Genomic DNA, 25926 nt, shown 5'->3' with positions numbered 1-25926 from the left:
CGTTTTTTCTCCCGACATTGAACTAGGTTAAGTTCTCCTCTTCCACCTGCACATCGTAGGTGATATCGATACCGCCAGCCGCAAGCATATCATGCACGGAACAGTACTTCTTCACAGCCAGTTCGGCAGCCCTTTCGGCTTTCGGCAAGTCGATGATGCCCTTGAGGACAAACGAGATGTGGATACGCGTAAAGACGTTAGGTATGGTTTCCCGCCGCGCGCCTTCCACATTGATATGCATGCCGTCTATCTGCTGGCGCTGCTTTTTGAGGATACTCACCAAGTCCAATGCGCTGCATGAGCCCAGTGCCATCAACACCAGCTCCATGGGCCGTGCACCCAACCCCGCACCTCCGATGTCGGGCGAACCATCGATATGCACCTTTACCGAAGTAGTGTTACTGGAGCCCTCAAAATGGACGGCGTCGTTGACTTTATTTAGCTTGATATTCATGATCTACTATTTGTTAGTGCCTGTTCAAGATCGCTAATGATATCAGCTACATCTTCGAGTCCCACCGATATCCGTATACTGCCCGGTTGGATACCCAGTTGCAATCGCTCAGCTTCGGTCAGTTTCGAGTGGGTGGTGGATGCCGGATGTGTCGCGATGCTGCGCGAATCGCCCAGGTTGGACGTGATGCAAAGCATCTGCAGGGCATCGAGGAACCGCTTAGCCCGGTCATATCCGCCTTTGATTACGAAGGTTACGATGCCGCCACCAGCTTTCATCTGCTTCTTGGCAAGCTCGTATTGCGGGTGTGACGGCAGGAACGGATAGCGTACCACTTCCACTTCGGGGTTCGTTTCCAACGCTTCGGCCACGGCCAGCGCATTGCTGCAGTGGCGGTCCATCCGCAGGCCCAGCGTTTCAAGACTTTTAGATAAAAGCCAAGCGTTGAACGGCGCAAGCGACGGGCCTGTATGGCGGATGAAAAACATCAGCTCATCAATCAATTCCTGTTTGCCCACAACGACGCCACCAAGCACACGGCCCTGGCCATCCATATATTTAGTGGCCGAGTGGCTCACCATGTCAAACCCATACTGGATGGGCTTCTGGAGGTACGGTGTCGCAAAGCAATTGTCTACGTTGAGGATGATATCGGGGTATTTCTCCTTGAATTTGCCGAGCCATTCCAGATCCACCAGTTCCAAACCAGGATTGGATGGGGTTTCGAGGAAAATCATCCGCGTATTGGACTGGATAGCCTGCTCCCATGCTTCGGGCTTTGCCGCATCGACATAGGTGGTGGTGATGCCCCACCGTGGCAAAAGCTTCGTGAAGAGTTGATGGGTAGAACCGAACACCGCCCGGCACGACACGATATGGTCGCCGCTCTTCAGCAGTGCCGCAAACGATGCAAACACCGCCGCCATACCCGATGAGAACGCGAGCCCTGCTTCGGCACCTTCCATGGCACAAACCTTATTGATAAACTCGGTGGTATTCGGGTTTGAATACCGGGAGTATACATTTCCCTGTTCTTCTTCAGCAAATATCGCTCTGCTCTGCTCGGCGTCGTCAAAAATAAAGCTAGATGTAAGGTAAAGCGGTACCGCATGTTCCCGGTAAGGAGAGCGGTCGGCCTGTTCGCGGATGGCCTTCGTTTGTTCGTTCATTTTCAATATTAGTCGGACAAATTTAGCCAAAGTCGTGGGCAATTACAAATGGCCCACCCGCCGTTTCTTCAGCCGCGCCTTGTCTTCAGCTGATGATCTAGCGAGTACGGGCCCGAGCCAATAACGAGAAAAACGAGCAACAGTGCCAAAACGATCAATGAAACCCACAGTTCGGAATTGAGGAACGTAAGCCCACGGGTGATGTTCACGAAAAATACGGCAACGAACAATACCGGCAGTTGGAAGGCGACCGCCAAGCGGGTGGTGAGCCCCAACGCGATAAGAATACCACCCACGAGGTGTGCGAAAGCCACATAATGCACTGCACCCCAGGTGTAGACCTGGATATGGGTATCTTCAATCAGCTGCCTCAGGGATTCGGTATCGGCGAGAAACATTCCGCCTTTCATGAAAATGACTATCCCCAAGCCAATACGGAGGAAATCTAGCCAGCGGGGATGGTGGGTATCGCCCCAATATTCGATTTTTTCGATGACATTCATAACAGGTCTCCTTTCGCGTTAGGCAACAAAAAACCCGCTTTTTTGTTTGAAAGCGGGTTCGTTTATTTTGTTGGCCGTTATTTAGCCGGTCACTTCTTGATGTACATGACCTCCTTTACCGCTTTTACCACCCGTTCCACATTGGGTAGGGCCGCCTGCAGCAAGGTCGGGGCATAGGGTAGGGGCACATCGGCCGACGCGATCCGCACCACGGGTGCATCCAGGTAATCAAACGCATCGCGCTGTACCTTATACGCTATCTCTGACGATATCGAAGCCAGTGGCCACGCCTCTTCTACAATCACTAAGCGGTTGGTCCGCTTCACCGAATCGATGATCGCCCCGTAATCGATGGGGCGTACCGTACGCAGGTTGATGAGGTCGACGTCGACACCCTCTTTGGTCAACTCTTCAACGGCTGGCTCCACTACCCGGGGTAACATTTTACCGAACGTCACGATGGTTACGTCCTCGCCCGATTTCACAGTATGCGCTTTGCCGAGCTCGAGGTAATACGTTTCCTCTGGCACTTCGCCCTTATCGCCGTACATGACTTCCGATTCCATGAAAATGACCGGATCGGGGTCGATGATAGACTGTTTCAGCAAGCCCTTTGCATCATATGGGTTTGCGGGCACCACCACTTTAAGCCCTGGGGTATTGGCATACCAGTTTTCAAAGTTCTGGGAATGCTGGGCAGCGAGCTGTCCGGCATTTCCTGTGGGGCCGCGGAAAACGATGGAGATGGGGAATTGACCACCGCTCATGGAATTCATTTTGGCTGCCGAGTTAATTACCTGATCGATCGCTACTAGCGAAAAGTTGAACGTCATGAATTCTATAATAGGTTTCAGTCCGTTCATGGCGGCACCGATGCCGATACCGGCAAATCCCAGCTCGGAGATGGGCGTATCGATAACGCGTTTGGCGCCGAACTCATCCAGCATCCCTTGGCTCACCTTATAGGCACCGTTGTATTCGGCCACCTCTTCACCCATCAAAAAAATCTTTTCGTCTTTGCGCATCTCCTCGTTCATCGCTTCACGAAGCGCTTCTCTGAATTGTATTTCTCTCATCGGTTGTTTATCGTTGTCGACTGTATATCGTTGTCAAAAAATATAGCATGCAAACCTACTACAAAAAATCGACATTTTTGAGCGTGTGACTGTCAAATTTTTGTGTTTAAACGGTATATGAGCTATCGTTGTAACGCACAAACCCCACCAACCAGCTATTGAGGTTAGCGATGGCTTGTGTGAGTTGCCAATTGCCCTTGTTGCGGCGTTCCACATAGTTGGAAATGGCCCGGACCTGAAGCGCCGGTATGCCGAAATGCTGAGCCGCCTGGAATACGGCGGCACCCTCCATGCTTTCGATATCGACCGATAAGCGTTCGACGACCGCTTTGATGGCGGGGTCATTACCGTGTACCGTATTCACGGTAATGCCTTTGCATGAGCGCAGGTTTTCGACAGATGGATGGGAATATCCGCTATAGAACCTACCCGGTGCCAGTCCGGCAGTTTCACTATCGATAAACCGCTCGCCATCTTCAACGCCCAGCTCTGAAAAGACGTCTTCAACCACCCGAACCACCTCTCCCAATGCGATGGGCCGCCGGAAGGTACCCGCCACGCCCACGTTGAGCAGCAGGTCGTAACGGGACTTGGCCAGCCGTTCGCCGAGCGCTAGTGCCGTTGCCACCATGCCCACGCCGGTAATCAGCACATCCGTGCCGTGCCGTTGCTGTGCCGGCAGTTTAAGGAACGGTTTGATTTCCGCTTCCGTGGCGGCAATGACTAATACATCCATCTGCTTTTGACCACGAATGTAGGCAAAATGAATTACTTTTGCCAGCAATGGGTTATCTAAGAGCGCTGCTATTACCGTTCTCGCTGCTTTACGGGTTGGCAATTTGGCTCCGCAATCGGCTATACGACTGGGGGTGGTTGCGGTCGACTGCTTTCGACCAGTCTGTTATCGTGGTGGGCAACCTCGCGGTGGGTGGCACGGGGAAGAGCCCGATGACGGAATACCTCATCCGCCTGCTGTCCAACCGCAGTCGTGTCGCTACGCTCAGCCGCGGCTATGGCCGAAAAACCCGCGGTTTTCTGGAAGTGATGCCTGATGACACCGCACAGCGCACCGGCGACGAGCCCCTCCAGTTCAAACGGAAGTTCCCCGAAATTACGGTGGCAGTAGACGAAGACCGTGTACACGGCGTATCTCGGTTGATCGACAGTGGCCACGACACCATCGTGCTCGACGACGCCTACCAACATCGGGCATTGCGGCCGGGGCTGGCCATCCTGCTTTTCGACTACCACGCGATGGGCAAGCCGAAGTGGTTACTTCCTGCCGGCGACTATCGCGATGCCTTTGGCGAGCGGCACCGTGCCGACGTGATGGTGGTCACCAAAACGCCTATTGGCACCACGAATGCCAAAAAAAACCGTATCCGCCAGCAATTGGCCACTACGCGCGATATACCGGTACTGTTCGCCAGCATCGGTTACGGATCACTAACGCCGCTATGGGTAGTTGATGATCATGCGGATATGTTGGGCAGTAACGTCTCCGTGCTGCTCCTCACGGGTATTGCCAACCCCGTACCCCTATATGAATACCTTTCGCCGCAGGTGGCCGAAATCGAGCACCTCCGTTATGCCGACCACCACGACTATACCGTTGCCGACATCCAAAAGGTTGTTCGTTGTTTCGGCGAAATGAAGAATCCGAACAAACTGATTGTCACTACGGAAAAAGATGCCCAGCGATTGCTAGACCCTATGGTTGCGGTTTTACTGGCCGACCTGCCTATCTATATGATACCTATTCACTTGACATTTGACGATGCCGACGATGCCGCGTTTCGTAAGTTGGTGTTGGCGTACTGCGCCACGCCTTAGTCTTTAAAACGTTTCCATCCGCTAGAGCCGCCGTTTTTATTTCTTTTTACGAAATCACCCAACGCCTCGTTCACCAGCTCCGCTCGGCGGTAAAGCTTATTTGACACATCCACGAGTTCCGCATAAGCTTCGAACATGCCGCTCGCCCGTTCGAAATAATCGCGCTCCGCTTGGAGGGTCGGGGCCCAATGTTCGAGAAATGCCTGGTGGTCGTGGTCTAGCGACACGGTGTCCACATTCAGCTCCTCATAGCGCATATACAATTGGTGCAAAGGCCCACTGGCGAACTCCTCGAACCATTCTTCGAAGGTCTCGTGCTCATTCAAGAATGCATTGTATTCAGCCGTACACTGCGTAACCATCTCATACAGCTCCTGGAGGGCGTCGTTGTGCTTTTTGGCCGCCTTGATGAAACCATCTAGCTGGAGCGAAAGGGTTCCTTCGAATCCTGGCATGGGGTCATCCTCGCGGATACCGGTAGCCAGCTCCAACAGGTCGATCTCCTGGTCGATCGGGTAGATTTCTGCCCGCAACCCCGCTGTTTGGGCGATCGCTTTATCCAGCAGTGGCTCAATGCCTTCGCGCATGTTCTTCAAGCGCCATGCCTCATCATGCGCATGGAAATAGTTATCGAGCGCGTCTTTCTCCCAATCAGGTTGCGGCCTGTCGCGATCGTACGATAGCGTAATGGTACGAAAAGGGTGATGGGTAACGACTTTTTCCATAGCTAAGCGTTTGTTTAGAAACCAAAGTTACGAATCTATTCGGTTTACCTTAGCTTTTGCGTACCGAACTACCCCTGCTTACGCAGGTATTTGGTTAAGATAACGATCAACTGCCCTTCCACGCGGCCCTCAATTTGTTCGGGGTTACCTTCAACCAGACGGATGTTCCTCACGACCGTACCCAGCTTGGCACTGATGCTACTGCCTTTTACATCCAGCGTTTTGGTTAGCACCACCGAGTCTCCGTGTTGCAGCATGTTGCCGAACGCGTCTTTGTGCACAACCGCTTCTCCCGGCTCTTCGGGTGCCGCAACGGCTTCGGCCCATGCCAAGGTATCCTCATCAAGGTAGAGGATGTCCAGCGCATCGGCAGCCCAGCTTTCGCCTTTCAGACGGTTCAGCATCCGCCAGGCTAACACCTGCACTGCAGGCACCTCGCTCCACATGGCATCGGGCAGGAAGCGCCACTCGTCGGGATTTACCAGCTCCCGGCCTTCGATCTGCGCAAGCAGCGACTGGCATACCACCACTTCGTTATCTGGATGATCATCTGGTGGTACGCTATACACCACTACATCCGTGTCTTTTCCACAGAGTTCGCACTTGCCACCGCTTCGGGCTATCAGGTTTTCGTTCATGGTGGCAAAGATAAGAATGATTCCGATGTGTAGCGAAAGGCCGTTACACTGCGTTTAACTTACAAACTAACAATATATGAAAGCAAGCTATTCCCTCCTTACCCTATTGACCATCCTTCTCTTCAACGCCTGCAAAAAAAGCGACATCGAACACGAAGGCAGCTTTGAGCGAAGTTACCAGGCCTGGCTAGACTTTAAAGCAACCAGCGGGGACAGCTACCGTTACGAGGTCTCGGGTGCCACATGGGCAGGGTCTTCATGGTTAACCACCATTACCGTTCGGGAGGGTAAGATCGTACAAAGAGACTTCAGGTACATGGTGTTCAACAGCAACCCCATGCCCGATAGCGGATGGGAATCGGCGTCTATGGCTGATCTATTGGACGGTCTTGGCTTTACCGACGAGGAATTCGAAGAACACGAAGGCTATACACTTCTCGAATCGCTTCAGTGGACCGAAAACGAAAGCGAACTCGGACTGCATGAAGTCTCTCCAGCCAGTGCCGTGCAGACGCTGGATGATATCTATGAAAGGGCTAGGTCCTTTTGGCTCAAAAAGCGCCCTGATGCAGCGGTCTCCTTCGAGGCGAAAAACAATGGGCTGATTTCTTCCGCAGGCTTCGTACCCGACAATTGCATGGATGACTGTTTTTCGGGCATTTCCATCCGGTCAATCGAGGCGATTGACTAGCCATAGGGTAGCCCCGTAAACGTCGTAAATGGGGCTTACCAAACTTTACCTTTTCGGCTAAGCCACCGCATCTGCACCGGCCTGTGCTACGGCGTGGTCATTTTCAACCGTATCGCCAGAAACGCCAATGGCACCGATGATCTCGCCTGCCGCATTTTTGATGGTTACGCCGCCCGGAAATGTGATCAGTCCGCCATTGGAGTGCTCAATGTTATACAGCGACCCGCCCGGCTGCGACAGCTTACCGATTTCGCCCGTAGGCATATTGAAGTATCGTGCCGTCCGAGCTTTCTTCTGCGAAATATCGATCGAGCCCAACCATGCATTATCCATATGGGCAAACGCAACCAGATTAGTCCCCGCGTCTACCACGGCGATGTTCATCAGTGTGTTTAACGCTTCCGCCTTGGCTTTGGCCGCCGCAATGGCCGTTTCGGCCTGTTTCAGTGTAATGCTCATAGTCGTTTTCTTTGATTTATGCAATATTACGATGAACGCGGCGCGGTAGCGTGGCACTATCCTGCATTTTAATGGCACAATCCTGTCGCTCCCTCTCCTTTTTCGCCGGGGTGCAAATAATTAGCTACCTTAGCGCTAACGGATATGCTTTACTATGGATAATACCGTACATCATCTCTCACCCATCAATTTAAGCGACGTCACCTCGCTGGACAGCTTGGTTGAGCATCGTCGCGTGTTTGATCTGAAGGATTGCCAATTAAACATTTTCGAAACATACCATCAAACCAAAGATGTTGCTTTATCGTACAACGGATTGGTAGTGTCGAGCATGATACGGGGTAAAAAAATCATGTCGCTCGCGGATTCGGCATCTTTCGAATTCGTGCCGGGGCAAACCATCATCCTTCCTGAGGGCGTATCCATGAAGGTGGACTTTCCCGAAGCGGATATGTCGCGCCCTGTACAATGTGCGACGCTGGCGCTCGACTGGGACATGGTAAATAAGAACCTGGATTTTCTGAATGAACATTATCCGAATACGGCACCCCCTTATGAGTGGCGCTTGGATTTCAGTCGGTACCACTTCCAGAACAATCGGGAGCTTGCCAGTAGCATCAACCGGCTCATCAGCATCAGTATGGAAGACGATGCGGCGAAAGACGCACTGGCCGATCTTTCGCTGAAGTTCCTGCTGCTGCGCATTATTCAAACGCAGCACTTGGCCATGGTGCGGGAAGGAACCAAAGGGCGGACGCTGCATTTTGCTCCCGTACTGGATTACATCCAAAGCCATCTGGCGGCAAAAATCTCCGTAGATGCCTTGGCGCGCGTAGCGGGCATGAGCAAAACGCTATTTTACCGATCATTCAAAGCATTTTTCGGCATCACTCCAATTGAGTTTGTTGTAAAGGAGCGGGTCCAGCGAGCCAAGCAATTGCTGACCGACCCGGACATTACCATCGCGGAAGTCTGCTACCAGACCGGTTTCAACAATGTCAACTACTTCATCCGGCAATTTAAACGGCTGGAGGGAATTACCCCCAGCAAATACCGGTGACTAATGGTTTGATTTCTTCCGCCAGTTTCTGACGGGACGGTTGGATAACCACTTTTCGGGTATCTATATCACGTTGATGGAGGCAATTGAATACATCTAATAGATAACGAGTTAGAATAATATTTACTATTTTTGTAATATGAATGCAGATTTAAACATTAACACGATTCTAACTCAGGCAAAAAAGCTTGACAGAGCTGACCAATTGAGTCTGTTGGGAAAATTGGCATTACTAATTCGCAAATCTGATGCGGCGAGAAATAAAGTCAAACTCAGTTCCATCTCTGGTATCGGGTCTTCGCTTTGGAGTAAGACCAATATTGATGAATACATCGAGCAGGAAAGACAGTGGTGATAACTGACTTCTATCAAAAGACCGTATTTTTAGATACAGCACCCCTTATCTATTTCATCGAGGGTCATTCTGAATATCAGGAGAAGCTGATGGCGTGTTTTATCGCCAACGATAACGGTGATTTTACGTTTATTACTTCTTCGATTACCCTTTTAGAAGTATTGGTTAAGCCCCTAAGAGAGCGAAAACACAAACTGGTAGACCAATACAAAGAAATTCTCTTGAACGCATCAGGTATTCTTTTAGCTGAAGTGTCTAATGATATTGCTGAAGGTGCAGCCGGATTAAGGGCAAAATACAACTTGAAAACGCCAGATGCGATACAAGTTGCTACGGCTCTAGAAAACCAAGCGGATTATTTTTTTACAAATGATTATCGACTGGCTATTATCCAAGAGATAAAGATTGTGACATTACAGGATTTGTAGTCCGTTGGCTTGAAGTCTTTTTCCACTGCAGCCTTATTCCTTAAAGTTAATACTATACATTAGCGCATTGGTGTCCACGGCAACCCTATTCATAATCATTGGCTTCGCCACTGTCAAATTTTTAGCCATCGCTGTTGAGCGACACTTCCGCCAATTCCTTCTTTAGTTGTTCCACACTTCTTTTGAGAGCGGCGGGCTGTTCGCTGTGCTGTTGTCGGAAACACGCCATCTCCAGTATGCCTTTCGCTGTCTTCTTTGGGGTGATTTGTGATCGGTCTACCACCAGAATTTCGGGATAAGCTCCTACATCCAACTCGGGCAATGCGGGGTGGTTGATAAGAAACAACCGCTGCGGTTCGAAGACGGCTGCTATCAATCCCAACACCGGCTTGAGCGCCGTGTGTTCAGACGCTGTTGCGACTAACGCCCCTACGCACCCCGCCCCAAATGGAGCGGGGTTACGACAGGGACTTCAAACACATGAGAAACAAATTTTATTCATTCAAGAGAAATCGGTTCGAAATCGCTTTAAAAGAAATTGTACGATCCGCGTTGCGAAAAACCAACCCCTCCCGCGCTACCGACTTATTAAACAGGCTTAATTCCGCTTTTCCATCCGCTAAAGCTAAAATTTCGTCTACGGTGTCCGGTAACCGGAAGTTTCCAGCTAATATAGGGACGGTTTCAAGTTCCAGCTTTTCCATCAGTTGGAAAAATTTGTCCATGGGTAGGTAGCGGTGTTTGTCAATATCAAACGCGTAAAAAAATTGCACCATCTGACCCGCGAGTTTATACGGATTCCCCTGTATTCCTTCACCAATCAGCTCTCCTTGTAGGGCTATATGTCGCCCCAATGAAGCCAGCTTGTCTGAAATTTCATTTTCATAGGCGAACTTCCAAAGCGTATTATCGGGTGCCGCTATAAGTTCCAAGTTGCGGGAACAAACACCGAACTGCCCCTTGTGCCAGTAGTAGGTGACCGACGACCCATCCAGTTTTTCGGAGACGTAATAGCGACTTTTCTTTAGCGTCTCGAACTGATCACTCAAGTTCTGAATCCGCTCCTCGTCCGTTTTCGGGATGAACGACGGAAACGGTCCTTTGGCAACACCAGCCAGTGACGCAGGAATGGGCGGTTCGTATTTGATAATGCCCAGTTGTTCGGTTACATCATCCCCGAGTTGATAAGGACAGCCATCCAATAGGCTCATCGGCAGAAGTAGCCCCTGAGAAACCTGTCCACGAAGTTTTATCGTCTTCAACCGGAAGCCCTCGATATCCCGCATTTTACGGAACGATGATTTTCGTAGAAATTCAAATCCTTCTCTGACGGGCAGAAAGGAGTCAATTTCACAATAGATGGCTAGGTCGCCCGCCTTAAATTCGTTTTTCTTAACCACTACTTTCCATCCTTTTACAGTGGCGACTTCAATCAAGTTAGCCTCTGGGATGGGAGATAGGTTTTCGATGGTTACAATGGATGCTAATTTTCGTGACATGTTTTTAATTACATTTATTTAGGCTTGCCCCTTCGGATCATCCACTTCCACTTGCGTAACGTGTTTTTCGGGGTACTTTATGTATTCCTTAATTGTCCGATTTTTACACAAATCCAAGTTGATCAAAAAGAGAATATCTAACAATTTCAATAGGAATCGTTTTGTATCGATTGCGCCGTCTTTCAAGCATCTCGATGCTTTCGGGTCATAATATCTCGCGATCATAAACTCAATGGTGTCCTTTTTATCTCTTACATCAACGTTTCCGAATAAACCCCAAAGAGCTTCAACAGGGTTTCTAGTTTGTTCGTAATCGAGGCTACTCCCCCGCCCTCCGAAAGACTTGCTGTCAATTATAGGATAATGTATAAAATCAAATTTATCAGGGTCAACCCATTCCTCAGGAAACGCTTCAGTTTGTAGCAATAGCCACCCGTTATACAATGAACAAACAAGGCAGAATCTCAGGTTTTCCAGTGTCCGGGAGAGTATGACTTGTTCATGTTTGCAAATCGTGAATAAGCTACATACGTCGTTCTTTAGACTTTGAATATCATATTCATAGAACAACCAATTGATATCTCGTAATGGGTTTGCTGCATCGTAACCATCATCATTATAATGATTTAAATAAATCAAACACAAATGTTGGTTTGGCGTAGAAAAACATCCATCCTCCCATGCCAACGCCACAAAGCAAGCTTCCGACAATTTGGCTAATTGCTCATACGTCTTCAGTGGAGTAAAGTCCGACCCAACTGAAACAGGATCGCCGTCTAACGCAAACATTCGCCAACTCTCTAACAAACTCAACCAATCGCTTAATGAAAGTATTGAGAAACACCGCTTAAAGGCAAGTGTGAAATTCTGTATTTCATCTTCAGCAAGCCATTGGAACCTCTCTTCCCGATGGGCCAAATAGTGATCTAAGCGGCGATCATAGCTGCGTCTGTGTTTCTCAGGCATAGCGTATGGATTTGGCACCCACACTCGATCAATATCACTGTCTTCAAAACCTAACCGTTCCTTATGGTGCAAGAAAAAGTGAGCCCCTTTTACCATCGCTATCGTTTGGTCAACAACCTTGTCAACTAAGGCTCTATCCGGAAGTTCAATCGATTGCGACGTAACCCAGCCCGCCAATTCCCAAAGTTTCTTTCCAAAAGACTCGTAGTCGTCATAATACAACGCTTCGCTTATTCCTTCCATCAGATACTCCTGTTGTTGCCGGAATTCATTCCCTGCTTTCAGGTATATATTTTTCATCTCATTCTGTGTTTACCCACATCTAACATGTTATAGATTCAATTCCTTATTCGATTTTCCCCTCCAGCTCCTTCACCACCTCATCCAACATCCCCTCAAAAAACCGGACTATTTCCTTCGCCCGATCTTTATAAAACGGTTGCGACACACTCGACAGACCGATCTCGATATTTTGCCACCATACCGTGTAGGGGCTTAATATCAACTGCATACGTGCAGTTTCCATATCACTAGCTGGATATATAAAATCCAGCAGTTTCCGGCCGGTTACGCCGCTCCAATCAATCAATTCCGCTAAGTCCACCCCATAAGGGACAAAACCCACGGCGCACCGCAAATACGTATTGACACCAAGTTCCAACAAGTTCCGCAGTAATAAGAAACAGGTATCCAGTTTCAATACCTCTGCGCTTTGGATCAAGCCATTCAAATTACCCATGCATGCCTTCGCATTCTGCCAGGTTTTCCCGACCCGCTCATACTCGGCCTTCCAATCTACACCTGACACGTCAAAAGAAGGTTCGAACGTTGATTTCCTACGTAAGACCCGTCCTTTGGTCCATAGCGTATGGAAAAACCGGTTGCCTTCCGCCAAGTTCTTTTGCAGGGTTTTCGTATTGAGGTATACCACTATGGCGCTGGCCACCCCCACCTGCATCGTGCGGAAATGGAACGGCCCTTTGTTGTTCATCAACACCACGAGGTAAAGTTCCACTTTCGATCCCCCCTCGCTGTCTTCCCGTTCCTCCGGCCGAAACAGGTGATTTCCCGAAAAACCACCCGTATGGTAGTTCAGCATCATGACCTGTTCGGGGTTATGGCTTTGGCGGATTTTCTCCAATAGTTTATTCACATCTTGCTTATACTGCTCCGGCCGTGGGAAATTGCTGAAATCCTCGCAGATAAGTTGCGTTGCCGGAACCGGAGCCGCCACCGGCTCTTTCGCTGGCTTTGCCGGGGCTGGTTCGGCCGACTTTTCCACTTCCTTTGGCAATTGCTCCCGGTACGCATTAACCCGCGCCACCATCGAGGCCACCATCCCATCCATGGCAGCCTTTGCTTGTTCGCACTTGTCGACCAAGATACCGAACTCATCTTGCTCGATATCAATCGACTCCCCCTTCTTTGCCCGCAAATAGCTTTGGTCCAACAACCGGAACAAATCGACCGATGGGCCGTCAAATGGGAAAATGGCTTGCAACTGCGGAAGCACCCCCCGTAACCCTTTCATCAGATGCTCCACATTATGCGATTTCCCGCCATTCATTCCGGCGGTAGCCTGGAAGCCCTTCAACCGCAGCTCCAGAAATTGATGCAACATAAACGTCGCTTGCCCATAATCGCCCTTGGCAACGAAATTGTCAACGCCTCCGCGGAATTCATCCGACCCCTTACGGCATTTTTCATAGTTGAGCTCCGCGAGTTCCAGCAGACCGGTGATGGTTTTGTGCGAAAACAGCGGATTCCCTTTTTTGGATGCGGCGTACAGCTCGTGCTGCGGCAACGACGCATAGGTGTAATACAGACTTCCCTGCTTCAACTGGTTCTGCCATTCGCCAGTAAGCACCAGATTAAATGGAATTTCCTCGCTGTCCGACAGGCATAATGATACGATGGGGGCCATGGTTTTCGGTGCAATTCCTTTTACCGGGTTCACGATCAATAGGAGATGTGGCCGCTCTTCTTCCAGATAGGGATAAGAAAACAAGAAAATACGGTGCAGATCTATGCGCTGAGTTAGCCGCTCCACGAGTTGTTGGTTGATGATTTCTTTCATAATAAATTGATTTTCGTATAGATTTTCCATACAAACGTAAAGATATTGTTTCAATAAAACAAATAATTGTTCGTGTTTTCTATACAAATAGCATATTTACATGAACAAACGATTAGGAATATGACACCATTAGGCGAAATTCTGGCGAAGCGATCGGTCAACAAATCGATGGTTGCCCGGCGTACGGGGCTGAGCAAAGCGCGGATGAATGAACTTACATTGACACCGACAGCCAAACTGCGGGCCGATGAACTCTACCTTATCGGGAAAGCCATCGATATGGAACCGTGTGAATTGTTAACCGTACTTTGCGGGCACTTAACGTTGAAAGAAAAAGAATAATTCCATGAAACATCTACTTCTATTTTTAGTTGCCGCTTTGCTTTGCTGCTCCTTCGGCCAGCCCCAGCAAACCTGGCTCGCCCTCGGCGATTCCATCACGTACCTGAACGAGCATCCCGACGAGACAGATCACCGCATCACCAAAGGGTACATGACGCTCGTCACCGAAAAACATCCCCACCTCAGCTACATCAACCAAGGGCACAATGGATGGACGGCGGTAGGTATTGCCGAACAGATTAACAACCTCGGACTGGTAAAGGCCGATTATTATACCGTATTCCTGGGCACGAACGACTGGTGGGCGGGATTGCCTATCGGCTCAACGGCCGACTACCGGAACAACACGGGTACCGGCACCACCAGTGGCGCCTTCCGCATCATCACCGACAAGCTCAAGCAGCTGAACCCCGATGCACCCATCATCTTCATCACCCCCATGCAGCGCGGCGATTTTGTGTATATCAACGACTATAAAAACAATGCCTGGGGCTCCTACAAACCGAATAAGAACGGCCAGACACTGGAACAATTTGCGGATACCATCCGAGCGATCGGTCAGGAAGCAGGGTTCGAGGTGGTCGACCTGTACCATCACCCAAAGTTCAAGCTCAATAAACTGGTGAAGTTCAAGTGGCTGAAAGCGCCGGGAACGGATGAGTACCGTAAATACCGGTATCCGGCGTATACAAAAATCCCCTTCAACCCCGAGACCGACGACTATCCTTACCCAGAAGGAGCCATCAACATGACGTACGATGGGCTGCATCCTTCGGATAAAGGGTACCGGGTAATCGCCGACGAGCTTTCAAAACATTTTTGAGCGATTAAAACTATTCAACAGCTCAGGGGTAAATAAACTGACCATCCACTCAAATAGGTTAGCGCTATGGAAACAAAGAAGTCTGTCAAGAATCTGATCATCGGTTTCGGCAAGGGCGGAAAAACCCTTGCCGCGTTCCTCGCCAAACGGGGCGAATCCGTGGCACTTGTGGAACAATCGGCCGACATGTACGGGGGTGCCTGCATCAATATCGCCTGCGTACCCACGAAATCACTCATCGTGGAGGCAGAGAAGGGCACCAACTATCCGCATGCTCATGAGGTTAAAGACCTATTGACCGCCACACTGCGGCAAACGAATTTCGAAAAACTGGCCAAGCTGGAAAACGTAGAAATCATAACAGGAAAGGCGGCATTCCGCTCACCAACTGAGGTAGCCATTCAACTGGCAGCGGGCGGGGAAACCCAGATCGAAGCGGAGCGCATCTTTATCAATACCGGCTCACAGCCTGCCATTCCGCCAATCGAAGGGATGGACTCCGAAAAGGTATTCACCAGTGCGGAGCTGATCGCCCAAGCGGGTAGGCCCGAAAAGCTGGTCATCGTTGGTGGCGGGTTCATCGGTCTCGAATTTGCCGACATGTTTGCAAAGTTCGGCACGGAAGTTACCGTGCTGGACAGGCGTACGCGGTTCCTTCCCGACGAAGACGAGGATGTCGCCGGCGAACTTTTCAAGATCCTTACCGATAAAACGATTCGCATTCTCAACGGCGTCAACGTGGAAAAGTTGGAAGAGGGAAGCGCCGACAGTGTAACCGTTCATTTCACACACGCCGGCCAACGAAAATCCGTGGAGGCCAACGCCGTACTCCTGGCCACCGGCCGGAAACCCAATACCGACGGTTTGAATCTCGCCGCCGCGGGTATCCAGACCGACGAAAGGGGGTACATACAAGTCAACGACCAACTGAAAACGAGCGTGCCACACATCTGGGCAATCGGCGATTGCAACGGCGGTCCGCAGTTCACCTACATTTCGCTCGATGACTTCCACATCATCCGCAACCAGCTTGCCGGCAACGACCAATATAATTCGCTGAACGACCGGAAACCCTATCCGACCTGTGTGTTCGTCTCCCCGCCCCTCGCCCAGGCTGGCCTACGCGAAAAGGAAGCGCGTGAACGAGGATACGACGTGAAGGTCCTTAAAATTCCAGCGAGCGCCATCCCGAAAGCCGCCATCCTCAACGAAAAGCGCGGTCTTTTGAAAGCGGTAATCGATGCAAAAACCGACCGTATCCTAGGCTGCACGCTTTGCTGCGCGGAGGCGCATGAAATGATCAATACCGTGCAGCTTGCCATCCATACGGGTGTCACTTACGATACATTGGCCAATATGATCTTCACGCACCCCAGCATGACCGAAGCGCTGAATGATCTGTTTGCCGCCGAATAATCCTTACCCGGTCATTTATTGGGCAGGTCGTTCAGCAGCTGATTATACATGTTTTCAAACGTCTCCCAATCCATACTTTCCTCCGTATCGGTGATGAGCCAAAGCAACGTTTGAATCGTATCTTCAAGTTCATCATAGGCCTGGGTGGTTGTACCATCGACCCAATAATCAGAAATCTCAATCTTTTTACGGCTGAGATCATTCACCAACCGCTCCAATAGTTTGCTATTCGTTAATGGTCCGAAGGTATAAACGGCCTCTGAGTCGGCAGCATCCCTGTTGGCGTTTCCGCAGTAGGTATGCAGGGCGAAACGGGTGGTGGTCTTTGGCGGAAGGACGATCGTTGTTGTTTCCAGCACCACACCGTGCTGATACTCGGTTGTTTCAGACACGATAATCAGTCCACCTGGAAGCGTAATCGTTATCGCTTGGTCTTTGTCGTTCCGAAGTGCCACACACAACGTCACATAATACCCGCTTCCAATATGTTTCACTGCATCAGCACAGTCATCCCCAGTAATCGTTCCATCTACAACAACGCCATCCGGAAGCCGGAACGGGGTGCCTTGCGGTGTGCCGGAGACGGCCCCGAAGCCGACAACATTCCCCATTTCAGCCTTCAAAGCCTCGTCATTTTCCGGGGCGGGATCGTTATCTTTACTACACGACATCGCGGCAAAACCAATTACCAGCATCGCCAGAACCGATATAATATGGCACTGGCGGATCTTCATCATTACATAATTCATGATCATTTTTTTAGATAGACAAATTTCCCGCAAGATAGCTGCTCGCAAGCCACGCCTGCAATACCTATTTATAGGTATTTATATATAGCGTTATCGCATATTCACAATCCAGTGTCCCGCTACGCGCACCATTAATCAATAGCGCCAAATACCTTCTTCAACAGGGAGGTGGTACGGAATACCGAGTTGTCGCGGATGGCACTTTCTTTCTCTGCAACCATTTTGAATACGCCGCTGACGGTTTCCTGCGTAACGTAAGTGTTTAGATCCGTTTCGATGGATTGCTTGGTTATCCCGTTGTACTTACTGATGATCTGTTCCCAGATTTTGTCCGCTCCTACTTTCCCCAGCGACCCCTCCACCTTGGGCTTGAATGCCGTAAAAAGCTGTTCGGACGTCTTGCCCTTCAGGTAATTCGTGGCCGCCACGCTGTCGCCAAGCAAGATATTCTTCGCGTCATCGAACGACATCGATGTGATGGCATTGGCAAATATCGGCACACCTTCCTGTACGGCATCTTCCGCCGCCCGATTGAGTAATAGCAACCCTTGATCTGCTAAACTGCCCAGCCCGATGCCGCGCAACGTGGCATCTACCTTCCGCAGCTTCTCCGGCAGCAGCACCTTTACCAACTCATTCTTAAAAAAACCGTCTTCGGTGCCAAGTTTCTGTATTCCTTCTTTTACGCCGATGTTTAAAGCCTCTTTTAGTGCACCGGACATTTCGCCCGTGGATATACCGGTCAGGTCCGCATTGCTTTTCTTGTTATCCTCGCTGGTCTCACTCTTCTGCTTATCATTTACGGCTTTCTTCACCTTGTCGAAGATGCTTTGCGCCTGAGCGGGGGGCATCGCGAAGAACCCAACCATTACCGCCACATAAATTGCTTTCTTTATATTACTTATAACCATCTTATTTTTATTAGTGTGATTTACATCGCCAAAGGTACACATTTGATTTTCTCGGCCATGATTGGATTCGATTAACGAGGAACAGACCACACGGATAATTCACTGCAGGGCCTGTTTGACCAACTGGTCATCTAATTCGATATTTGTACGCATGCCGTTACGGGTTAATGTGTGAATATATTTAATTTTATACACAAGCGAAATGTATAGCTGCTTCAGGATCGTCAGGGCTCAAGCCGATTGTCCGTAAGTGAACAGCAAGTGTCCGATATCGAACACCTCGACGTCAGCGCATATTTACATTAACCTAATTATCAGCGCATTGGTTTTTTGGCGTTAAATCTGCGCTCCGTTCTCGTAATAAATTCGGAATAAATAGGGGCCCGTGCCAATAGGTACAAGCCAGACAGGATAACATGAGAATTACCATAAAAACCACCCTTCGCCACCTGTGGCGCAACCGCCTTTTCACGGCGCTAAACGCGTATTGGGCCTTGCCATCGGCATCAGCGCGTGCTGGGTGGTGTACCGTATCGTGGATTACGAATTGAACTTTGACAAGTCGCACCCCGATGCCGGGCATATCTACCAAATCGTAGGCCGGTTCAAGGCAGATGGACAAGAAAGTGGGTTCGGTGGCGTGCCGTTACCGTTGGCGCCGTTGCTTTCGGAGGGGATTTCCGGCGTAGAGCTGGTGGTGCCGATATACGACAACTACGTGGAAACACTCACTATCCCCGCCACGGGCAATCAGCCGGAGAGAAAAGTGGAGGACCCGCAAATGGTAGCTACCTTGCCCGCCTATTTCGACATGGTATCCCACCGTTGGCTGGCAGGCTCGAAACAAGACGCCCTCAACGCTCCAGATAAGGTAGTACTCACCGAATCGCGTGCCGCGAAATACTTTCCCGGCCTGAAACCGGAAAACATTGTCGGCAAGACGCTCATGTACGATACGGTCGCGCGGAACGTAACGGGCGTAGTCGCCGACCTCGACTACCCCAGCAGTTTTGAAGAAAAGGAGTTTATAGCGGTGCCGGCGGAACAGTGGTCGTCCGATAATTGGCTGGGGTCAAACTCGGCCCATATCGTTTTCGTAAAAGTGACCCCGAGTTCATCCATCCAGCCCATTGTGGATTTCGCAACAAAAACGCGACTGCAATTTGCCGGCGAGTCGCAGCGGGAATACGGCTTCGAGGCATGGTTCGATGCCATTCCGCTCACCCAAAAACACTTTTCCACCGAATATGCCACCAGCTCGCGGGCGGCCAGCATGAATGTATTGTACGGCCTCATGGGCATCGGATTTTTCCTTCTCATTCTGGCCTGCATCAACTACATCAACCTCAGCACGGCACAGGTACCTCAGCGGTCCAAAGAAATCGGTGTACGCAAGACGCTCGGTGGCACGCCCGGAGCACTAATCGGCAGCTTCCTCGTGGAGACCCTGGCCATTACCGTGGTAGCCTTGCTGCTGGCCATTCCCATAACCGGCTTGTTTATGGCCATGTTCCCCGAATTTATCCCGGGAGGTATGCAGGCCTTTGCGAACCCTATGGGATTGATAGCCTTCCTCGCATCGCTGCTCGTCGTCATCACCCTGGCGGCCGGCATCTATCCCGCCTGGCTTATCACCAAAGTGCGCACGGTACAGGTGCTGAAAGGGTATGGCGAGAAAATGATCGTGGGGGCGAGGCTCAACCTCCGGAAAATCCTCATTGTCTTCCAGTTCGTTACCGCGCAGGTGTTCATCGTCAGCGCACTCATCATCGGTCAACAGCTCAACTACACATTGGATAAGGACCTTGGGTTTACCCATGATGCGGTAGTCAATATCCAGATGCCCTACCGGTCGGACCAGGGCGGAGAGATCGACCCCTTCATCTACAAACGCGCACTGGCGCAGCATCCCGAAATCGCAGCGATAGCGTTGGGCCATGAGCCGCTGAATAACAACCATTGGGGTACAGGCTTCTACTACAACGCCGATACCGGCCGGGTACAGCTCAACATGCCCCGCAAATACATCGATTCGGACTACCTCGGCCTCTACCAGCTGAAGCTGCTGGCAGGCACCAACATCCAACAGACAGATACCCTCCGGGATATCATCATCAACGATGCTGCCCGTAAGGCATTTGGCTTTACAACGCCGCAGGCCGCCATCGGCCAGACGGTTTCCATGATGGGCGACACACAATATCCCATTGTGGGGGTTATTGCCGATTTCCACCAGAAAGACCTCCATGTGGAAATCGAGCCGCTGGCATTGGGGGCCGCCGACAATCGCGGCTCACTACAAACCTTCAATATCAAGCTTCCGGCCGACCGTGCGCAATGGAAAAAAGCTATTGCGACAATGGAGAAGGAATGGAAGGCCATCTATCCCCATGCGCCCTTCGAATACCGGTTTAACGATGAGCGGATAAAGAGATTGTACGAATCCGAGTACCGGATGGCTAAACTTATCGGACTGGCCACCGGCGTGACCATCCTGGTGAGCTGCCTCGGCCTGTTCGGCCTGGCCACGCTCACGGCGTTCCAACGCACCAAAGAAATCGGTATCCGCAAGGTGCTGGGGGCAACGGTATCCGGTATTGTGGGCTTGCTCTCCAAAGATTTTGTAAAGTTAGTGTGTTTGGCCATCGTCATCGCCTCACCCATTGCGTGGTGGGCGATGAACCGGTGGTTGGAAGATTTCGCCTATCGCATCGATATCCAGTGGTGGATGTTTGCGGCGGCGGGAGTAGCCGCGGTGCTCATTGCGCTGCTCACCGTAAGCTGGCAGGCCATACGGGCGGCGGTGGCGAACCCGGTGGATAGTTTGAGGGATGAGTGATTTATGGAATAAGGATGAAAAGCAAGGAACAAGGACATGACGGTCTATTGTCTGTTGTCTCATATCTAATGTCTAAAAAATGATAGCAAACAATATTAAAATTGCATGGAGAAACCTTAGCAAGCGCAAGGGGTTTTCCTTCCTAAACATCACGGGACTGGCCCTTGGCCTGGCCAGTGCCCTGCTCATCATGCTGTGGGTAAAACACGAACGGAGTGTAGACAACTTCCACATCAAGGGCGACCGCCTGTATGTAGCTATGAATCGCGGTATGCTGAACAATGAACTCCACTGCTGGCCTACTACCCCGAAACCCTTGGGGCCTACCCTTGTTTCCGACTATCCGGAGGTCGCACAGGTCACCCGCTATGCCCGCACAGGCTTCCTATTTACCGTGGAAGAAACCCAAGCGAATGCCGCGGGAGCGTTTGTGGACAGCACGTTCCTCTCGCTGTTTGATCTCCCCCTCGTTGCCGGCAACCCTACCACGGCACTATCCCGTGCCAATGATATCATCATCACCGAAGCGTTCGCCATGCGGCTGTTCGGTAAAACGGACGTACTAGGGCAACAGGTGCGCATCGACAGCGCGGACTACGCCACGGTGTCGGGCGTACTGAAAAACTTACCCACCAACACCCGGTTCCGGTTTAACTACTTGCTGCCGTGGACTTATATGGAACGCCTTGGTCGGTCGGACGACTTGTGGGGCAACAACTCCGTAACTACTTATGTAGAACTTGCCTCCCAGGCACAATTGGCGAGGGCAAACCAAAACATCCAAGATGTTTCCATCAAAAACGGCGATACCAAAAATGAAATCTTCCTCCATTCGTTCCCCGATTGGTGGCTGCACTCCGAGTTTGAAAACGGCCATCTCGCCGGTGGGCGTATTGAAATGGTGCAGCTCTTCACGGCTATAGCTGTATTTATCCTCCTCATTGCCTGCATCAATTTCATGAACCTATCCACTGCCCGCTCCGAAAAACGCGCCAAAGAAGTGGGTGTACGGAAGGTGGTCGGTGCACGGCGGTATGCACTCATCGGCCAGTTCCTCACTGAATCCATCCTGTTGGCCTCGGTTGCCGGCGTGCTAGCCGTTGCGATGGTACTGCTGAGCTTGCCCGCTTTCGGCAAGCTGGTAGGCGTCCGGTTAGCTATCGACTTCAGCGGCGTCACCCTTTGGGCAGGCATCCTGGGGGTCATCCTGTTTACAGGGATCCTCGCGGGAAGTTATCCTGCATTCTTCCTCTCCGGTTTCAAGCCAGTGAAAGTGCTCAAAGGGACGTTCAAGGGCTTCAATGGGGCAGTCAACCCCCGCAAGGCCTTGGTCGTACTGCAATTTGCCATCGCCATCATCCTCATGGTCGCAACACTAGTCATCCGGCAGCAAATCCAACATGCACAAGACCGCCAGAATGGGTATGACAAAGACAACCTCATCTACGTCTACTTATCAGGCGATATCGCCAAAAACTTTCCGTTGATTAAGCATGCGCTGCTCAACAACAACGTAGCAACATCGATTACCCGCAGCCTTTCGCCCATTATGAGCATCATGAGCAACGGCATGATTGATTGGGATGGAAAGATGCCCGATAATAGCCAGACGTTTGACCGCCTCCACGTGGACGAAGGAGCTGTAACGACCTTCGGCATGGAACTGGTGCAGGGCCGGGATCTCGATCTCACCAAATTTCCCACCGACTCCAATGCAACGCTCATTACTGAATCTGCCCAACGCGCTATGGGTTTCGACGAGCCAATTGGTAAGATCATTCGCGACCTCGGTCAGGATTGGCACATCGTAGGTGTGGTGAAAGATGTTCTCATGGGCTCTCCGTTTGAACAGACCCGCCCCATCGTGATGCATGGTGCCAGCAGCTGGTTTTCCGTGATGCATATTAAATTCAACCCCAACTTGCCCACACAGGCAGCGGTGGATAAAACCCGGAAAATCCTGAAAACATACAACCCCAATGAACCCTTTAATTACAATTTCGTCGATCAGGATTATGCCGCCAAGTTCAGGGACACTCAACGGCTGGGCAGCATCGCGGGCCTCTTCACCTTCCTCACCATTTTTATTTCGAGCCTCGGCCTCTTTGGCCTCGCCGCCTACATGGCCGAGAACCGAATCAAGGAAATCGGAGTCCGCAAGGTGCTGGGTGCATCACCGCTCTCCTTGGTCAACCTGCTTAACAAAGAGTTTTTGATACTGGTTACGATTGCCTGCCTGGTGGCCTTTCCTATCGCTTATTGGGTGATGGATAGCTGGCTAAATAAATTTACCTACCACACCGACATCCAGTGGTGGGTTTTCGCCGCCATTGGCATCAGCGCCCTTCTTATTTCATTGCTCACGGTAAGCTGGCAGGCCATCCGGGCGGCGGTGGCCAATCCGGTGGATAGTTTGAGGGATGAGTGAGTGAGCCTGTGAATTTGTGAGCCTGTGAGTCGGCAAATCCGTGAATTGATTAGCGAATAAATTAAACGAAGTAGTAGATGAATAATAATGAGTGTGGCAAGGGATCGCAAGTTCACTTGCTCACAAATTCACAGCAATAATGATAAAGAACAACTTCAAAATCGCGTGGCGGAACCTAATCCGCAATAGATGGTCATCAAGCATTAACATTCTCGGACTTGCTATCGGATTGGCTACCTGCTTGATTATCTTGCTGTTTGTAAACCATGTGTTGGGTTACGACCGCTTTCATAAAAAAGCCGACCGCATTGCGCGTATTTATTTTGAGGGCAACGTGCAGGGTGAAAAAATGAAAGAAACGGTGGTGATGGCACCCGTAGCGGAAACCCTGAAAAAAGATTTTCCCGAAGTAGAGGATGCCACCAGGCTCCGAAGCTATGGTTGGGCGCCCCAACTGATGGTAAATGACCATGTGTTCAAACAGGATGCATTGGCCTATGTGGATGCAAATTTTTTCGATGTCTTCACACTTCCGTTTATCAATGGAGACCCTAAAACTGCCCTGGTAGCGCCCAACACGGTTGTGCTCACCAAGGATATTGCCCAAAAATATTTCGGCGATGAAGAAGCCCTGGGGCAAACCATCCATTTTAAAACCGAGGATAAAGCGCCCATGAAGGTAACGGGTGTGATTGAAAATATCCCGCTGAACAGTCACTTTCAATTTGGGCTTTTGACGTCAATGAATAGCCTTGATGATGCAAGGCAGCAAAACTGGATGAATTCAAACTACTACACCTATGTGTTATTAAAAGATAAAAGGGATTTTGAAAAGTTAAACGCAAAAGTGCCGCTGCTGGTTGATACCTACATCGGCCCGCAGATGAAAGATGGTACCGGCCAAACGCTAGCCGAATTCAGGAAAAGCGGAAGCAACCTCACTTTTCAGCTACAGCGGCTTACCGATATTCACTTGTATTCAGATTTTCAGTACGACCTGAGCGCACCGGGGGATGTGCGTTATGTATATATTTTCAGTGCTGTTGCATTATTTATGTTATTGATAGCCTGTATCAATTTCATGAACCTTTCTACGGCCGAAGCTGCTAAACGCACACGTGAAGTCGGCATACGCAAAGTGCTCGGTTCGCTGAAAAGCGAATTGGTAAAACAATTCCTGATGGAAACGATGCTCATCGCAGCGATTGCATTGGTACTTTCACTTTTATTAATAAAAGGAGCACTACCGTTTTTCAACGACCTTTCGGGATTGCAGTTAACGCTCAGCTTCACCGAAAAACCATGGATGATACCTGCTTTGATGGGTGCCGTCCTCATCACAGGGTTGCTTGCCGGAAGCTACCCCGCATTTTACCTTTCTTCATTTAAACCCGTGGCGGTGTTGAAAGGAAAATGGAACCCGGTAAAAAATGGCGTGAGTTTCAGGAGCACATTGGTGGTGTTCCAGTTTTTCATCTCCATCATGCTCATGGTAAGTACCATCGTTGTTTACAAACAACTTTCCTATATACGCAATAAAGATGTGGGGTATGACAAAGACAAGGTAATGGTCATCTCCAATGTATGGGCATTGGGAAACAATATGGATGTTTTCAAGCAGCAACTGCAGAGCGATCCCGCGGTGACCCATGTAAGTGCTTCAAGGTATTTGCCTGCCGGCAGCAGTGATAACAACAATTTTTTTGTTTCTACCGAACAGGAACCCGATAGGCTTGTAAAAGCATTGCGGTACGAAATAGACGAACACTACATTTCAACGCTTGGTATACAATTGGAAAGTGGCAGAAATTTTTCTCAGCAATACGGTATGGATTCAGCGGCTGTCATCGTGAATGAGGCGGCCGTAAATGCGTTGGGGTGGAAAGGGGACCCCCTGGACCGAACCATCTCCCGAACCGGCAGCAATGGCAAAGAAACATATCGCGTAATCGGGGTGGTCAAAGACTTTCATTTCCGGTCGTTACACGAACGGATTTCGCCATTGATCATGGTGTTGGCTCCTGATCCGGGCAATCTCGTGGTAAAAATTAACACGGCCGATATTTCAGGCTTTACGGCAAAACTGCAACAACGATTTGCAGCGTATGGCGCAGAAGACCCGATGGATTATTCCTTTTTAGATGAGCGCTACAATAATACATACAAAGCGGAGCAAAAGATCGGGACGATACTGGGTATTTTTGCAATGCTCACCATTTTTATTGCCTGCCTGGGCTTATTTGGCCTTGCAAAATTTACGGCCGAGCAACGTACGAAAGAAATCGGCATCCGCAAGGTGCTCGGTGCCACCGTTACGCAGCTGTCGGCCATGCTCTCGAAAGATTTTTTAAAACTGGTATTGATTGCGGTGGCCATCGCCTCACCCATTGCTTGGTGGGCGATGAACCAGTGGCTGGCCGACTTCGCCTACCGCATCGACATCCAATGGTGGGTATTCGCCGCAGCCGGGCTGGCGGCAGTAGTG

26 protein-coding genes are annotated in these 25926 nt (G+C 50.3%); 11 read left to right on the top strand and 15 right to left on the bottom strand.

Going from position 1 to position 25926, the window contains the following annotated elements:
• Positions 1-22: 22 nt before the first annotated feature.
• The 5 genes from U9S71_RS09945 to mqnB form a co-directional block, all read right to left on the bottom strand.
• On the bottom strand, positions 23-454 hold the full coding sequence (locus U9S71_RS09945; protein ID WP_326327160.1) for an OsmC family protein: 432 nt from the start codon (positions 452-454) through the stop codon (positions 23-25).
• Positions 451-1623, bottom strand: coding sequence for a trans-sulfuration enzyme family protein (locus U9S71_RS09940; RefSeq protein WP_326327158.1), 1173 nt, complete (start codon positions 1621-1623; stop codon positions 451-453). Before U9S71_RS09940 ends, U9S71_RS09945 begins: the two co-directional genes overlap by 4 nt.
• A 68-nt stretch (positions 1624-1691) precedes the next feature.
• The gene (locus U9S71_RS09935) at positions 1692-2126 is read right to left on the bottom strand and encodes a DoxX family protein (protein ID WP_326327157.1); all 435 of its coding nucleotides are present in this window, start codon (positions 2124-2126) and stop codon (positions 1692-1694) included.
• A gap of 89 nt (positions 2127-2215) precedes the next feature.
• Positions 2216-3202, bottom strand: coding sequence for a pyruvate dehydrogenase complex E1 component subunit beta (locus U9S71_RS09930; RefSeq protein ID WP_326327155.1), 987 nt, complete (start codon positions 3200-3202; stop codon positions 2216-2218).
• A gap of 106 nt (positions 3203-3308) precedes the next feature.
• Complete coding sequence (gene mqnB, locus U9S71_RS09925) at positions 3309-3938, bottom strand: futalosine hydrolase (protein ID WP_326327153.1); 630 nt, start codon at positions 3936-3938, stop codon at positions 3309-3311.
• A 47-nt stretch (positions 3939-3985) separates the two neighbouring features.
• Here mqnB and lpxK point away from each other — a divergent pair, with 47 nt between their 5' ends.
• Positions 3986-5035: a tetraacyldisaccharide 4'-kinase gene (lpxK, locus tag U9S71_RS09920; RefSeq protein WP_326327151.1), complete on the top strand. Its 1050-nt coding sequence runs from the start codon at positions 3986-3988 to the stop codon at positions 5033-5035.
• Here lpxK and U9S71_RS09915 read toward each other — a convergent pair.
• Positions 5032-5760 carry a hypothetical protein gene (locus U9S71_RS09915; RefSeq protein ID WP_326327149.1) on the bottom strand — a complete coding sequence of 243 codons (729 nt, stop codon included), beginning with the start codon at positions 5758-5760 and terminating at the stop codon, positions 5032-5034. The genes lpxK and U9S71_RS09915 overlap by 4 nt on opposite strands.
• A 68-nt stretch (positions 5761-5828) precedes the next feature.
• On the bottom strand, positions 5829-6398 hold the full coding sequence (locus U9S71_RS09910) for a PhnA domain-containing protein (protein WP_326327147.1): 570 nt from the start codon (positions 6396-6398) through the stop codon (positions 5829-5831).
• Positions 6399-6474: 76 nt separating this feature from the next.
• Here U9S71_RS09910 and U9S71_RS09905 point away from each other — a divergent pair, with 76 nt between their 5' ends.
• The gene (locus U9S71_RS09905; protein ID WP_326327146.1) at positions 6475-7089 is read left to right on the top strand and encodes a hypothetical protein; all 615 of its coding nucleotides are present in this window, start codon (positions 6475-6477) and stop codon (positions 7087-7089) included.
• Between the two features lie 57 nt (positions 7090-7146).
• Here the strand turns inward: U9S71_RS09905 and U9S71_RS09900 are convergent, their stop codons facing one another.
• A complete protein-coding gene (locus tag U9S71_RS09900) occupies positions 7147-7548 on the bottom strand; it encodes a GlcG/HbpS family heme-binding protein (RefSeq protein WP_326327144.1) in 402 nt (133 codons plus the stop codon).
• Between the two features lie 154 nt (positions 7549-7702).
• Between U9S71_RS09900 and U9S71_RS09895 the strand changes: the two genes are divergently transcribed.
• The 3 genes from U9S71_RS09895 to U9S71_RS09885 all read left to right on the top strand — a co-directional run bounded on the left by U9S71_RS09895 (position 7703) and on the right by U9S71_RS09885 (position 9391).
• The gene (locus U9S71_RS09895) at positions 7703-8608 is read left to right on the top strand and encodes a helix-turn-helix domain-containing protein (protein ID WP_326327142.1); all 906 of its coding nucleotides are present in this window, start codon (positions 7703-7705) and stop codon (positions 8606-8608) included.
• Positions 8609-8747: 139 nt separating this feature from the next.
• On the top strand, positions 8748-8963 hold the full coding sequence (locus U9S71_RS09890; protein ID WP_326327141.1) for a hypothetical protein: 216 nt from the start codon (positions 8748-8750) through the stop codon (positions 8961-8963).
• Positions 8957-9391 (top strand): type II toxin-antitoxin system VapC family toxin, encoded by a 435-nt coding sequence (locus tag U9S71_RS09885; RefSeq protein ID WP_326327140.1) that lies wholly within the window; start codon positions 8957-8959, stop codon positions 9389-9391. The genes U9S71_RS09890 and U9S71_RS09885 overlap by 7 nt, the downstream gene beginning before the upstream one ends.
• Before the next feature lie 121 nt (positions 9392-9512).
• On the opposite strand, the gene U9S71_RS09880 is transcribed toward U9S71_RS09885, so the two are convergent.
• From U9S71_RS09880 to U9S71_RS09865, 4 genes are all read right to left on the bottom strand, one after another.
• Positions 9513-9773, bottom strand: coding sequence for a hypothetical protein (locus U9S71_RS09880; protein WP_326327138.1), 261 nt, complete (start codon positions 9771-9773; stop codon positions 9513-9515).
• 112 nt (positions 9774-9885) lie between these two features.
• Positions 9886-10890, bottom strand: a complete 1005-nt coding sequence (locus U9S71_RS09875; RefSeq protein WP_326327137.1) for an RNA ligase (ATP) — start codon at positions 10888-10890, stop codon at positions 9886-9888.
• Between the two features lie 18 nt (positions 10891-10908).
• On the bottom strand, positions 10909-12156 hold the full coding sequence (locus U9S71_RS09870) for a hypothetical protein (protein WP_326327135.1): 1248 nt from the start codon (positions 12154-12156) through the stop codon (positions 10909-10911).
• 46 nt (positions 12157-12202) lie between these two features.
• Positions 12203-13933: a HEPN domain-containing protein gene (locus U9S71_RS09865; RefSeq protein ID WP_326327133.1), complete on the bottom strand. Its 1731-nt coding sequence runs from the start codon at positions 13931-13933 to the stop codon at positions 12203-12205.
• Positions 13934-14053: 120 nt separating this feature from the next.
• Here U9S71_RS09865 and U9S71_RS09860 point away from each other — a divergent pair, with 120 nt between their 5' ends.
• The 3 genes from U9S71_RS09860 (at position 14054) to U9S71_RS09850 (ending at position 16514) form a co-directional block, all read left to right on the top strand.
• Positions 14054-14275 (top strand): helix-turn-helix domain-containing protein, encoded by a 222-nt coding sequence (locus tag U9S71_RS09860; RefSeq protein ID WP_326327131.1) that lies wholly within the window; start codon positions 14054-14056, stop codon positions 14273-14275.
• 4 nt (positions 14276-14279) lie between these two features.
• The gene (locus U9S71_RS09855) at positions 14280-15098 is read left to right on the top strand and encodes an SGNH/GDSL hydrolase family protein (RefSeq protein ID WP_326327129.1); all 819 of its coding nucleotides are present in this window, start codon (positions 14280-14282) and stop codon (positions 15096-15098) included.
• Between the two features lie 66 nt (positions 15099-15164).
• Positions 15165-16514, top strand: coding sequence for an FAD-dependent oxidoreductase (locus tag U9S71_RS09850; protein ID WP_326327127.1), 1350 nt, complete (start codon positions 15165-15167; stop codon positions 16512-16514).
• 11 nt (positions 16515-16525) lie between these two features.
• Here U9S71_RS09850 and U9S71_RS09845 read toward each other — a convergent pair whose 3' ends face one another.
• From U9S71_RS09845 to U9S71_RS21045, 3 genes are all read right to left on the bottom strand, one after another.
• The gene (locus U9S71_RS09845) at positions 16526-17263 is read right to left on the bottom strand and encodes a hypothetical protein (RefSeq protein ID WP_326327125.1); all 738 of its coding nucleotides are present in this window, start codon (positions 17261-17263) and stop codon (positions 16526-16528) included.
• A 131-nt stretch (positions 17264-17394) separates the two neighbouring features.
• The gene (locus tag U9S71_RS09840; protein WP_326327124.1) at positions 17395-18174 is read right to left on the bottom strand and encodes a DUF4197 domain-containing protein; all 780 of its coding nucleotides are present in this window, start codon (positions 18172-18174) and stop codon (positions 17395-17397) included.
• A 99-nt stretch (positions 18175-18273) separates the two neighbouring features.
• The gene (locus U9S71_RS21045; protein WP_436410318.1) at positions 18274-18327 is read right to left on the bottom strand and encodes a type II toxin-antitoxin system VapB family antitoxin; all 54 of its coding nucleotides are present in this window, start codon (positions 18325-18327) and stop codon (positions 18274-18276) included.
• Between the two features lie 298 nt (positions 18328-18625).
• Between U9S71_RS21045 and U9S71_RS09835 the strand changes: the two genes are divergently transcribed.
• The 3 genes from U9S71_RS09835 to U9S71_RS09825 form a co-directional block, all read left to right on the top strand.
• On the top strand, positions 18626-21013 hold the full coding sequence (locus U9S71_RS09835) for an ABC transporter permease (RefSeq protein WP_326327122.1): 2388 nt from the start codon (positions 18626-18628) through the stop codon (positions 21011-21013).
• A 79-nt stretch (positions 21014-21092) separates the two neighbouring features.
• Entirely contained in the window at positions 21093-23441 is a 2349-nt protein-coding gene (locus tag U9S71_RS09830) for an ABC transporter permease (protein ID WP_326327121.1), read from the top strand.
• A gap of 139 nt (positions 23442-23580) precedes the next feature.
• Positions 23581-25926: ABC transporter permease (locus tag U9S71_RS09825; protein ID WP_326327119.1), on the top strand; the 2346-nt coding region annotated here is incomplete at its 3' end.

Source organism: Parapedobacter flavus (genome assembly GCF_035818675.1).
Lineage (GTDB): Bacteria > Bacteroidota > Bacteroidia > Sphingobacteriales > Sphingobacteriaceae > Parapedobacter > Parapedobacter flavus.
This window is presented reverse-complemented; position numbering and strand designations above follow the sequence as displayed.